Here is a 12,821-nt window from a genome sequence, read left to right as displayed (position 1 = left end):
AAATCAGTCGATTGACTCTATTACAGCAGGCCTGCTTCTGTCATCAATTCAACCACTTTCTTGCTATTTAGTTTGGATGGTTCGACTTTCGGTGCTTGCAGATCTTTCAGTGGCACCAATTTAGGATTTGAAGCTGCATCAACACCGACGGCATACTCAAATGCATCGTTGGTGCGCAGGATATCCTGGCCGGATTTACTGGTGATCCATTTGACGAACTCTTGTGCTTCTTTCTGATGCTTGCTAGAGGCTAACACGCCGCCGCCAGAGATACTCACAAACGCGCCTGGATCTTCATTTTTGAAGTAGTACAGCTTGGTGTTGCCGCTGTTCTCGCCAGTTTTTGCCTGATCAACAAAGCGGTAATAGTGATAGATAACCCCACCATCGATCTGTCCCGCATTCACGGCTTTCATCACGGTGCTATTGCCTTTATAGGCGGTAAAGTTGGTTTTCATGGCTTTGAGCCACTCTAACGTCGCTTTTTCGCCTTTTAGCTCCAGCATAGCACTGACAATGGCCTGGAAATCTGCGCCGGATGGTGAGGCTGCCCAGCGGCCTTTCCACTCAGGTTTAGCCAGATCCATAATGGATTTAGGCAGCTGTGCTTCGCTGATTTTTTCCGGATTATAGACAAACACGGTGCTACGGGCGGCAATGCCGCTCCAGCGGCCATGCTCAGGGCGGTACTCTTTAGCAACCTGAGCTTGTGTCTCCGCATCCAGTGGTGCGAACAGTTTGGCATTATCAACCAGCACCATGGCTGGCGAGTTCTCGGTCAGGAAAACATCTGCTGGCGATGCGCTACCCTCCTGAACCAACTGGTTACCTAACTCGCTATCCCCGCCATTACGCAGGGTGACTTTGATGCCGGTATCCTTGGTAAAGCCATCAACCCAGGATTTCACCAGGTTTTCATGTTGAGCGTTATAAATCACAATGCTTTTATCATTTGATGCGGCATGAGCAGAGAACGCCAGCATCATTAAGGAAGCCAGTATAGAAGAGGAGAGCAGTGCGACAGAGCCAAGTGCGGGGAAACGTAACTTCATAGCGACATCCTTTTTAAAAGGTCAGAAGAAGAAAGCGGTTGGTCTGATAGTGGCGAAACAAAATGATTGTATAGAAAGAAAATGGTAATCATAGTGAAAATCATTCGCAATATATGCTACAAGATGTTTCATTTTCAACGCTATTTTTTGTATGGATAACGCCTCCTGCCCCTTGTATTAAGCTCTCCTGCGCATTTATCTGTTTGTTGGCAACAGACAATGACTTAACATAGCTATCACTTTTTTGCATGGTTCATGGATATTCGATGCGCTATCTGGCTGTTATTCTTCCCTTACTCACGTTGCTCTCTGCCTGTAGTAGCAAGCCGACGCCTCCCACCACCGCCACACCATCCGATGGCTTGATACAGAGCGGATTTTTACTTGAACCGGAGCATCAGGGGCATCTGCAAAACGGTGATTTTGCTTATAACGCCGACACTGCCCGCTTTGTCGACAAAATGGTGCGTGAGCACGGTTTTGAGCGCCAACAACTGCATGATGTATTGGCCCAGACCCAAAAGCTGGACTGGGTTATCCGCCTGATGGATAAGCAAGCGCCCACTTCAGGTCGCCCTTCCGGGCCAAATGGGGCTTGGAACCGCTACCGCAACCAATTTATTACGCCGGATAATGTGCAAAATGGCGTGAATTTCTGGAATCAGCATGAAGAGGCGCTGCAACGCGCTTATGAGATCTATGGGGTTCCGCCAGAGATTATCGTCGGTATCATCGGCGTTGAAACTCGCTGGGGCCGAGTGATGGGCAAGACCCGCATTATTGATGCATTGGCGACACTCTCTTTTGCCTATCCGCGCCGCGCCGCGTACTTTACTGGCGAGCTGGAGACCTTCTTGCTGATGGCACGTGCTGAGGGCAATGACCCGCTCAGTCTGCGTGGCTCTTACGCGGGTGCGATGGGTTATGGTCAATTTATGCCATCGTCATTTAAGAGCTATGCAGTTGATTTTAATGGTAATGGCCATATCAATTTGTGGGACCCGGAGGATGCGATTGGTAGTGTTGCCAACTACTTCAAATCTCACGGCTGGACGAAAGGGGCGGCAGTCGCGATACCGGCGAATGGTCAGGCACCCAATCTCGAAAATGGTTTTAAGACCAAATATCCGCTATCGACCCTATCTGCGGCGGGGCTAAGCCCAACAGCGCCACTGGGCGACTATCAGGAGGCTAGCCTATTGCGCCTTGATGTCGGCACGGGTTATCAATACTGGTACGGTTTACCTAACTTCTACACCATTACCCGTTACAACCACAGCACCCACTACGCCATGGCGGTGTGGCAATTGGGTGAGGCGGTCGGCAGGGCGCGTAGAGGTTATTGAAATAGCTGCTGACAAAGCTGAACCAAGGGGAAACGTGCCGTTGGGGTCGTAAGCGGCGTAAGCCGCCGAAGTGCCCCTAGGTGCGCTCCCCCCTTGGCTCACAACTGTTTTCATCATACTGAGGGCCACATCAGTGGCCCTTTTTACCACTAAACTAGCGGCTTACAGCAGATGTGAAATATCATCCGGATTCACTGATGGCGGGGATTTACGCCAACCACGGGTGAGCCACAGCAGATAGATAAAGCCTGCCAGCAACCACAGTAAACCCACCTCCAGAGCGCGCTGCTCTAAATGCACCCACAGCCAGACTGACATCACAAATCCCATCATGGGTAACAGCCCATACTTGAACATGGCCGACGCGCCACGGAGCTTCTCATTGATCAGGAAATGCTTTATCACACTCAGGTTGACAAAGGTAAAAGCGCCCAGCGCGCCAAAGCTAATCATCGACACCACTAAGTTCAGATCAAGGAACAGCGCCAGCAGCGAAATTGTCGCGACGAACAAAATGGCCCGCCATGGCGTATGGAACTTGCGATGCAGATGGAAGAACACTTTACGTGGTAATACCCCTTCACGGCCCATGGCATAGAAGATGCGCGATACACTGGTCTGCGCGGTCATTGCCGAGGCATACACGCCCGTCAGGTAGGTCGCCATAAAGAAGTTATACATCCATTTACCGCCGACATGCTCGGAGATAATCAGGCTGGCGGTATCTTGATGCGGGATCAGCGACTGCCAATCGGGATAGGCCAGATGAGCTGCATAGGAGACGGCGATAAAAATAGCTCCGGCACTGATGACGGTAAACAAAATAGCGCGCGGTAGAGTGCGCTTGGCGTCGTGGGCCTCTTCAGCCATGGTGGCGATGGCATCAAAACCGAGGAATGCCAGACAGAGCACCGCAGCACCGGATAACAAACCAGAGAGATCACCGGCATTCACCAGCAGCGGCTTCATCAGCGCTGCCGGGCTTAGATCTGCCTGACTGAATGAAAGGGCGATAAATAGCACGATAAACACCATCTGTGCGGCGATCAGCGAGAAATTCACCGAAGTGAGCAGTCGCACACCGAGGATATTGAGTAAGCTGACACTGACAATAGAGGCAATGATAAAGAGCGGTGCGGGAACAGCCGGGAATGCCTCGTGCAGGAAAATACCTAAAACCAAATAGTTCAGGATCGGCAGGAACAGATAATCCAGAATTTGCGCCCAGCCCACCAGAAAACCGGTTTTTCCGCCAAAACTGCGCTGAACATAAGAGTAGGCCGAACCTGATAGCGGCATGGCGCTGGTCATCCGGCAATAACTGAGGGCGGTAAACAAAATGGTGGCAACTGTCACCAGATAAGCAATGGGCAAGTGGCCCTGGCTTAATACGGTCACCTGTCCATAGGTGGTAAATACGCCTAATGGCACCATGTAGGCAAGGCCGAAAGCGACCAGCGCGGGGGTTTTAAGCACTCTGCGCAACTGAATATTTTGTGGCATTACCCTATCATCTCCTGGTGTAAACGAGCACCGTTGAGCTGCATTTTTATGCAGCTGTAAAATATAAAGGAGCGGATTTTGACACAAGGGGGGCAGCTTTGAAAGTCCATCACTACCTGACTCGGTAACGGGTGCCATTAAGCGCAATTATTTACCTGAATCACTGACGTAACTCAGTGATTCAGTTTGTCATCTCTTGCGTTTATCTATCCGAATCAGCAGCTTGATAGACTAATTTACCGCCAATCAGTGTGCTCTCCACCTCAGTTTGATAAATCCTCTCTGGCGACTGCTCAAATAGGTTATTTTTCAGAATAGTGATATCGGCGAATTTACCAGCTTCCAGTGAGCCGATGTACTGCTCTTTAGCAATCATATAAGCGGCATCAATGGTGGCAGATCGCAGCGTTTCGATCAGGGTCAGATCCCGGTCAGTATCCAGACGCGGGCCTGCCGGATGACCATCAAGATCCCATGCGCGGCGGGTCATGCCCACTTGCAGGTTGTACCACTCATCCAGGCGATCAATAGGCCAGTCACTGCCATAAGCGATTCGTGCACCAGCATCGAGAAAACGGGCGGCTGGCTCCATATGCTGAAAACGGGTCTCGCCCAGCATGGCGCGCTCTTCATCAATTAGCACGCCCGGTAAACCGGCCCACTGGAAGGAGAGCACTGCCGTGGCACCCAGTTTGGCAAAACGCTCATATTGATGAGCGGCAACCAGCTCATTGTGCGCCAATCCCGGCCGGATATCCTTGCCTGGCAGTGCCGCACGCATCTGCTCCACCGCATCTAACACCATCTCGATGGCGCCATCCCCTACGGTGTGAGTATGGGGATGCAGGCCGGCGCGGGCGCACTCCAGAATCACGGCATTGACCATCGGTGCGGTAAAGTAGAGATCGCCATAGTGCTCGGTATTTTGCCAATCTGGCTGCTGCGCGGTGCCATGGTTTGCCCGGTAGGGTTCGAGCAAGGCGGCAGTCATGGTCGGCGGTTGTAACACCCCGTCGATAAAGAGTTTCAGGTGATCGACAGCAAAGCCCGGCGCAGGGCTCCATTCGCGGCTGCCCCATTCACGACCAAACTCCACCACCTCCTGCACCACGCGCGCGGCGTCCTCTGGCCCTTGCAGGCTATCGGGGGTGACCTCTTTAGCTCCCAGCACTCGCAGGGTCAATTCATTACGTTCATGTAACCGACGAAACGCTAGCAACTGCTCGGCAAATACACGGGTATCCATCACGGTCGTCACGCCCTGAGCATTCAAGACCTGCTGCACATGGGCGGCGATTTGCACATTTTTTTCTGCTGTCGCCGATGGGATGCTATCAAAGGCGCGCATGGCGGGTGCATCTTCCAAAATACCGGTCAGTTTGCCATTCGCGTCACAGGCAATTTTGCCGTCTGGCGGCACCGGGGTATTTTCATCAATGCCCAGCAGCTCCAGCGCGCGGCTGTTGGCCGCCAGGGTGTGGCAGTCATTGGAGAATAGCGCCACTGGGCGGCGGGTATTGAGGGAGTCCAGTGCCGCGCGGCTCATATCGGCACCCACTGGCGTCATCGCCTGACGTTGCCAGGCGCGGACAGTCAGCCACTCATTCTCGCCTTTAAAAGGGTCATTATCGAGGTGCTGCTGGATGATATCTAACGTCTGCTCAACACTTAGCGCAGCATAATTAAGGTTACAGCCAATCAGCTGTTTTCCGCCCCAAAACGGGTGCATATGGCTGTCAATCAGGCCGGGCATCATAAACTTGCCGGCCAGATCGATAAGTTGGGTTTTCGCGCCGGAAAACTGGGGGATAAGTTCATCGCCGCCAGTGGCCAGAATATAGCCCTGGCCCAGTGCGATGGCGCTGCAAATGGTGTTATCGGTGTCAGCCGTATAAATCGTGCCGTTGTAATAGATAACATCGGCTACTAACGTCTGTTTAGTCATGTTATGTACTCAATAAATCCCCTTTTAACTGGGGATAGGGATCATTAAATAGCGATTATAGCCTGTTATTGATGGCAAAGCCGCCACAGTGAGCGACGGGCTAATATCAAGAGTTGAGTATCGATTTTTTAGCGATTAATTTTTCAATAGCTCGGTTGCCATCATGGCATTCAGATGGCGCAGGATTTCAGCTTCTGAAAAGGCTAATTCGGTAAACTGGATTAGGCCATCCAGACCACAGACCAGCCCAATTAAGCGCCATGCAACATCACTGGCGTTAATATCTGAGCGGAATTCATCATTGGCAATGCCGGCATTAATGACCGCTAGCGTCGCCTGGTGCCAGTCTGACATTGAGGCGGCATAGGCGGCTTTAATCAGCTCATCTCGCTCCGCCAAAATCGAAACTTCATTCCACAAACGTGTCTCTCTTTGTCCCATCTCATCTTGCGGATAGCCCAGTACTTGTTGCAGCCGTTCAATGGTGGGTAAATTTTGGCACTCTATCGTAAAAGCGGCTAACGACTGTTTCACCAAGAGCAGAAAAGCATCGGCCCGCAGACGTGAAACTGACGCGAAGTGGTGGTGAACCTGCCCAACTGCCACCCCAGCTTCATTGGCAACACGGCGCACGGTGGTAGCGGCCATCCCCTCGGTTATGGCGACACGCATCGCCGCGTGCAAAATGGTGTTGTGGCGCTCTTCGCGGTTCAAATAGGCCAAAAATGGCTCCTTATCTGGTCCATCACTGTTTGGGTCATTATGTGATGAATTGGACGCTAGTTCAACTTTCCGCTATTATTGCGATATTGAACAGGTGTTCAACATTAACTTATGCCCTATTTGAGTGCTGTTTGTATGTCTAAAAAGTGGATGATTTTTTACGTTATTATTCTGATGTATCTCCCCGTTTCGATTGATGCAACCGTATTGCATGTGGCGGCTCCTCGGCTGGGTATTGCCCTGTCGGCGACCGGCAGCGAATTGCTGTGGATCATCGATATTTACTCGCTGGTGATGGCGTGTTTGTTGCTGCCGATGGGGGCGCTGGGGGATCGTATTGGCTTCAAACGGCTGGCTTTAATGGGGTCGGTACTGTTCGGCTTGGCATCACTGGCGGCAGCCCTTGCGCCCTCGGTTGCAGCACTTATTGTGGCGCGCGCGTTTCTGGCGATCGGCGCGGCGATGATCCTGCCAGCCACTTTATCCGCCGTGCGCCATATTTTTACCGACGAGCGCGAGCGGGCGCTGGCGCTGGGGGTATGGGTAGCGATTGGCACTATGGGGGCCGCGATGGGGCCGCTGGTGGGCGGAATATTGCTGGAGCACTTCTATTGGGGTTCGGTTTTTCTGATTAATATTCCCATTATCATCGCCGTGGTGATTGCGACCTTGGTGGTGATCCCCAGCCAACCCATGCGCACTGAGCAGACATGGAAATTGGCTCCGGCACTGGTATTGATTACCGCGATCCTGATGCTGGTCTATGCCGCGAAAACCGGGCTACGTGGTGGTGGCGATATGGTTGTCACCTCTCTGACGGCGCTGTTTGGTGGTGTGATGCTGTTTGCATTTGTTCGCCATCAGCTATCCACGTCGGCCCCAATGATTGATTTTCGTCTGATTAGCCAGCGGGTGATCGCGGTGGGTATGGTGATGGCGATGACCGCCATGATCACGCTGGTGGGTTTTGAGTTGCTGCTGACACAGGAATTGCAGTTTGTCTTGGGCAAAAGTCCGCTCGACGCGGGCATATTTCTACTGCCGCTAATGATTGCTAGTGGGGTGAGCGGGCCGCTATCCGGTTGGCTGGTTGCCAGATTGGGGCTGCGCACCGTCGCCAGTGCTGGTATTGCATTAAGCTCACTGAGCTTTCTGGGGCTAGCCTGGACTGATTTTGCCACTCAAACTTATCTGGCATGGGGATGGATGATATTGCTCGGTTTCAGTATTGAAGCTTCGTTGCTGGCCTCAACGGCGGCCATTATGAGCGCAGCCCCCCCTGAAAAAGCGGGCGCGGCGGGCGCGGTAGAGGGGATGGCTTATGAGTTGGGGGCCGGGTTAGGGGTCGCCATATTTGGTTTGATGCTCTCGCGGGCTTATAGCGCCTCGATTGTGTTACCGGCAGATTTACCGACTGACTTAGTTGCTCAGGCAACGGCATCTATCAGTGAAACCATCCAGGTGGTAAATAGCCTCGGTGGGAATGAACCGCTGCTTGCCAGTGCTAAGCTAGCTTTTTCAGCCTCGCACAGCTTGGTATTAGGTACTGCCAGTGGATTGTTGATGCTACTGGCGCTGGCCGTTGGGTTCACCATGCCGGGGAAACGCGTCCTGCAACTGGCGCACTGATCGTGGGGCTGAAAGGTCGCCAATGATCTTTCAACTATTACTCATTACTCTTACTAAAGTGTGTGATATATCTACTTAAGGCAGTGACCTTTGGTATGCTGATGATGTCATAACCCTATCTTAATAAAGAGTAAGGCTTTCTCTATGACCGAGCGGCAGTTCACAGCACAACTCGATATCGACAGCTCGGCTCAGCCGGTCCGCGTTGCGGCTAAAGGGGATTGGGTCTTGGCACACTACCGTGCCTTGGAGCCGGAGGTGACCCAATTGCGGGCGAATTTACCTGCGGCCGTGGTATTTGATCTCAGCCAATTGGGCGCGTTGGATACTGCGGGGGCGACGCTGCTGGTACTGCTCCTCGGCGAGGAGCGTGTCAAGCAATTACGCAAGCTGGCTCCCACATTACCTGATGAGCGCCGAGTCTTACTGGAAACGGTTAGCCACGTTTTACCCGATTTAACGCCGGAACCCGCCACCAAAGCCCCCCCGTTCTGGCTGGAGTTATTGTCCAATATTGGCCGTTCAATGGACAATTTATGGCAAGATATCAAATCCTTACTGGGCTTTGTCGGCCTAACACTCGAAGCTCTGCTGAGCACAATATTTCGCCCCTCCCGCTGGCGAATGACCTCGCTTATCGCCAATATTCAGCAAATTGGCCTGAATGCTGTACCTATCATTATGCTGCTGACCTTTCTGGTCGGGGCTGTCATCGCCTTTCTCGGTGCCACCGTGTTGACCACCTTCGGCGCGGGCATCTTCACCGTTGATTTGGTGGTGTTCTCTTTCCTGCGCGAGTTTGCGGTATTGCTCACCGCCATCCTGATGGCAGGGCGCACCGCCAGTGCCTTCACCGCTGAAATCGGCCTGATGAAAGCCAACGAAGAGATCGACGCCATCCAAACACTGGGGCTTAATCCGGTTGAACTGCTGGTGCTGCCCCGGGTATTGGCGCTATTGATTTCGCTGCCGATGCTGACATTTATCGGCATGATTTGCGGTATTTTTGGTGGCATGGTGGTGTGCGCCTTAACGCTGGATATTTCGCCGACCATGTTTTTGTCGATCATGCAAAACAGCAACGGATTGCAGCACTTTCTGGTGGGGATAAGTAAAGCGCCAGTTTTCGCTTTCCTGATTGCTATCATTGGCTGTCTGGAGGGGTTCAAAGTCACGGGCAGCGCGGAGTCAGTGGGGGTTCATACCACCACCAGTGTGGTGCACTCTATCTTTGTGGTCATCCTGCTTGATGCTGTCGCCGCGCTATTTTTCATGGAGATGGGGTGGTGAGCCAAATGAAGCAAGATGCAATCATTCAAATCCGTGGTTTGGTGAACAGCTTCGGCAAACAGACGGTGCACCAAGACCTGAACCTTGATGTTCAGCGCGGCGAAATTCTCGGCGTGGTCGGGGGGTCGGGAACCGGAAAGTCGGTACTATTGCGCAGTATCGTCGGGTTGCGCCGCCCCACTGGTGGGCAGATCCACGTCTTTGGTCAGGATTTAATGGCGCTGTCGGGGATGGCACGCTCTATGGTCGAACGCCGATTTGGCGTGCTGTTTCAACGGGGTGCGCTGTTTAGCTCTCTGACGGTGACTGAAAACGTGGCGTTGCCGTTAATCGAAAATGCCGGTTTGCCACGGGCGGAAGCGGAGCGCCTGGCGCAGGTCAAATTGGCGCTGGCGGGGTTACCGCCGGGTGCTGGCAGTAAATATCCGGCATCTTTGTCGGGCGGTATGGTCAAACGGGTGGCTTTAGCCCGTGCGCTGGCGCTGGACCCCGACATTTTGTTTCTTGATGAGCCGACGGCGGGTCTTGATCCCATTGGTGCGGCGGCCTTCGACAGTTTGATTCGTACACTGCGCGATGCCCTCAATCTGACGGTGTTTTTGGTGACTCACGATCTGGATACGCTCTATACGCTGTGTGATCGTGTGGCGGTGCTTTCGCAAAAGAGAGTGCTGGTGGTGGATACATTGGATAACGTCGCTGCGACCCATGATGACTGGATTCAGGCGTATTTTCATGGCCCACGTGGCCGGGCTGCCTATCAGGCAGCCACCAATAGTGGAGAGAGGTGGTAATATGGAAACCCGTGCTCATCATGTTGTCATTGGTTTGTTCACTCTCATTGTGGTCAGTGCCGCGCTGTTATTTTGCCTATGGCTGACCAATGCTGGCGCTAATCGGCAGTTCAAACTGTACGATATTGTCTTCAATGAACCGGTGAGTGGCCTCTCTCAGGGCAGCACCGTGCAGTACAGCGGGATCCGCGTCGGCGAAGTGATTCAGTTACGTCTGGATAGCGAAAATCCCAATAAAGTTTGGGCGCGGATTCGGGTATCGGCATCAACGCCCATCCGCCAGGACACCCAAGCGCGGCTAACAGTCGCCGGGATTACTGGCACCTCAAATATTCAATTTAGCAGCAGTAACCAATCAAGCCCACTGCTGGAGGGGCAAGATGGTGAGATCCCCATCATCATTGCTACCCCGTCGCCGATGAGCCAACTATTGGCTAACGGTGAGAATTTCATGAGCAACGCCAATGAAGTGCTGGTGCGCCTCAATCAACTCTTGGAACCCGATAATCAGCAGCGCCTCATTAGGACGCTGGATAATCTGGCGCTGATTACCCAGACCGTGGCTGACCAACGTGGCGATATCCGCACCATGTTGCAGCAGTTGGCGCAGGCCAGCAAACAGGCCAATGAGACACTGGCACAGACCAATCGTTTACTGCGTAATGCCAACGGATTAATGGATGGGCAGGGCAAACAGCTGGTCAGTGATGCCGCTAAGACTATGGCGTCGTTGCAAAAAACCAGTACCATCCTCAATCAATTGGTGAGTGAAAATAAAACCTCGCTCAGTAATGGTATGCAAGGGATGAGTGAGTTGGGGCCAGCGGTTGATGAGCTGCGCAGAACATTAGCCACATTACGTGCGGCGGTTTCCCGCCTGGAAGAGAACCCAGCGGCCTTGCTGCGTGGCCGTGAAAGAACACAGGAGTTTACGCCTCGATGATATTTCTTAAGGTAATGCGCTATTTAGGCCGCCGCACTTGGTTATTGATGTTATCAATGCTGGCTATGTTGCTATCAGCCTGCACCATTTTACCCACCGCGCCGGTCTCACAGGTCTATCTTCTGCCGGTGCCGCCAGCGACGAATGCCCCGCGAGCGCAGAGTGTCAATTGGTCGCTACGGGTTTCTCAACCGGCAACCAGCCAGTTCTTGAACAGTTCACGTATCGCTGTGCAGCCGCAGGGGCAGGAGATTGCGGTCTATCAAAACTCACGCTGGAGTGACCCCGCGCCGATTTTGGTGCGTAATCGCTTGATTCAGGAGTTCCGCGCAGATGGCCGTATTCGTGCCGTCAGTAGTGATGATGACAGTTTGCAGGCTGATGTTGAGTTGAGCGGTGATCTCTCTGCATTTCAGGGCGTCTATCTAACGGATAAGAGTGAAGTGCTGATCCGCTTTGATGCCCGACTGGTCAGAATTTCGGATCGTCGGATTATTGCCACCCGCCATTTTGAGATCCGCCAGCCGATAAAAGGCACGGAGATGAATGAGGTGGTTCAGGCGTTTGGTCTGGCGAGCGATCAGTTAGCCACTCAAGTGCTTAACTGGATGTTGCAGCACTCTATTACGTCATCTTAAAGCCTATCTCCCCCGATCAGACGGATGTCATCACTCTGGTCGGGGTACTTATTGCCACGTCTCGCGCTATTTATCCTGCGCAAACCAATATTAGCGGCATGGAGATGAAATACCGGGTGCGCGCAATAAACACACATAATCTTATTTTTTATGCTGACTGCGAGGCGCTAGGGCTAATATAACCTCTTTTATATTTCTCTATATTTGTTATCTCACTGTCAAGTTAAGTAAAGTCAGCCAATTAAACTGACAAACTCCTGTTCGACTCCGGCAAAATAACTGAAAGCGGTTAGAGAAGTATATTTAATATCAAATAAGTGTTGATTTTATGTTTCATAATGTTTGACTATTGCACAATAAATTGAGCAAAAGGGAATCATTATGCTTTGGAAAAATACCAGGGAGCAGTTTGGTCGCATCACTATTGGCATCCACTGGCTGGTGGCATTAACCGTCTATGGGCTATTTGCTCTGGGGTTGTGGATGGTGACACTGGGCTACTACGATGGTTGGTATCATCAGGCACCTGAAATACATAAAAGCATCGGCTGTATATTATTTGCTGTAATGATATTCCGGGTTATTTGGCGCTTTATTTCACCGCCACCAAAGCCCTTATCCAGCTATAGCTGTTTCACGCGAGTTAGCGCGATATTGGCTCATCTGACTTTATATATTGTTCTATTTTGTATTATGTTCAGTGGATATTTGATCTCGACGGCTGATGGACAACCTATCAATGTATTTGGCTGGTTTACTCTACCTGCGACATTAACCGGCTTACCTGATCAGGCTGATACCGCTGGCACTGTACACCTTTATCTGGCTTGGGCCGTGGTAGTGCTTTCACTATTACATGGGCTGGCCGCGATCAAGCACCACTTTATTGATGGTGATATTACCCTTAAACGGATGCTGGGACGTAGCACCGATTAACCAACTCTATTATGGAGAATGA

General features: G+C 52.1%; 11 protein-coding genes. 7 read left to right on the top strand and 4 right to left on the bottom strand.

Annotated features, from left to right (window positions below):
- Positions 1-20: 20 nt before the first annotated feature.
- Positions 21-1,052, bottom strand: a complete 1,032-nt coding sequence (locus HRK25_RS19395; protein ID WP_005275456.1) for an iron ABC transporter substrate-binding protein — start codon at positions 1,050-1,052, stop codon at positions 21-23.
- Between the two features lie 266 nt (positions 1,053-1,318).
- Here HRK25_RS19395 and mltB point away from each other — a divergent pair, with 266 nt between their 5' ends.
- Positions 1,319-2,398: a lytic murein transglycosylase B gene (mltB, locus tag HRK25_RS19390; RefSeq protein ID WP_005275462.1), complete on the top strand. Its 1,080-nt coding sequence runs from the start codon at positions 1,319-1,321 to the stop codon at positions 2,396-2,398.
- A 162-nt stretch (positions 2,399-2,560) separates the two neighbouring features.
- Here mltB and HRK25_RS19385 read toward each other — a convergent pair whose 3' ends face one another.
- The 3 genes from HRK25_RS19385 to HRK25_RS19375 all read right to left on the bottom strand — a co-directional run bounded on the left by HRK25_RS19385 (position 2,561) and on the right by HRK25_RS19375 (position 6,569).
- Positions 2,561-3,901 (bottom strand): APC family permease, encoded by a 1,341-nt coding sequence (locus HRK25_RS19385; RefSeq protein ID WP_005275464.1) that lies wholly within the window; start codon positions 3,899-3,901, stop codon positions 2,561-2,563.
- 202 nt (positions 3,902-4,103) lie between these two features.
- Entirely contained in the window at positions 4,104-5,846 is a 1,743-nt protein-coding gene (locus tag HRK25_RS19380) for an amidohydrolase (RefSeq protein WP_005275466.1), read from the bottom strand.
- Between the two features lie 135 nt (positions 5,847-5,981).
- Positions 5,982-6,569 carry a TetR family transcriptional regulator gene (locus HRK25_RS19375; protein ID WP_005275468.1) on the bottom strand — a complete coding sequence of 196 codons (588 nt, stop codon included), beginning with the start codon at positions 6,567-6,569 and terminating at the stop codon, positions 5,982-5,984.
- Positions 6,570-6,704: 135 nt separating this feature from the next.
- Between HRK25_RS19375 and HRK25_RS19370 the strand changes: the two genes are divergently transcribed.
- From HRK25_RS19370 to HRK25_RS19345, 6 genes are all read left to right on the top strand, one after another.
- A complete protein-coding gene (locus tag HRK25_RS19370) occupies positions 6,705-8,198 on the top strand; it encodes a SmvA family efflux MFS transporter (RefSeq protein WP_032898116.1) in 1,494 nt (497 codons plus the stop codon).
- 144 nt (positions 8,199-8,342) lie between these two features.
- Complete coding sequence (locus HRK25_RS19365; RefSeq protein WP_005275473.1) at positions 8,343-9,488, top strand: MlaE family ABC transporter permease; 1,146 nt, start codon at positions 8,343-8,345, stop codon at positions 9,486-9,488.
- 5 nt (positions 9,489-9,493) lie between these two features.
- Entirely contained in the window at positions 9,494-10,282 is a 789-nt protein-coding gene (locus tag HRK25_RS19360; RefSeq protein WP_005275476.1) for an ABC transporter ATP-binding protein, read from the top strand.
- 1 nt (position 10,283) lies between these two features.
- Entirely contained in the window at positions 10,284-11,225 is a 942-nt protein-coding gene (locus HRK25_RS19355) for an MlaD family protein (protein ID WP_005275478.1), read from the top strand.
- Between the two features lie 14 nt (positions 11,226-11,239).
- Positions 11,240-11,863 (top strand): ABC-type transport auxiliary lipoprotein family protein, encoded by a 624-nt coding sequence (locus HRK25_RS19350; protein ID WP_005275481.1) that lies wholly within the window; start codon positions 11,240-11,242, stop codon positions 11,861-11,863.
- 381 nt (positions 11,864-12,244) lie between these two features.
- Positions 12,245-12,799, top strand: a complete 555-nt coding sequence (locus tag HRK25_RS19345) for a cytochrome b (protein WP_005275482.1) — start codon at positions 12,245-12,247, stop codon at positions 12,797-12,799.
- Positions 12,800-12,821 lie beyond the last annotated feature (22 nt).

Origin of the sequence: Yersinia bercovieri ATCC 43970 (genome assembly GCF_013282745.1) — a bacterium.
Lineage (GTDB): Bacteria > Pseudomonadota > Gammaproteobacteria > Enterobacterales > Enterobacteriaceae > Yersinia > Yersinia bercovieri.
This window is presented reverse-complemented; position numbering and strand designations above follow the sequence as displayed.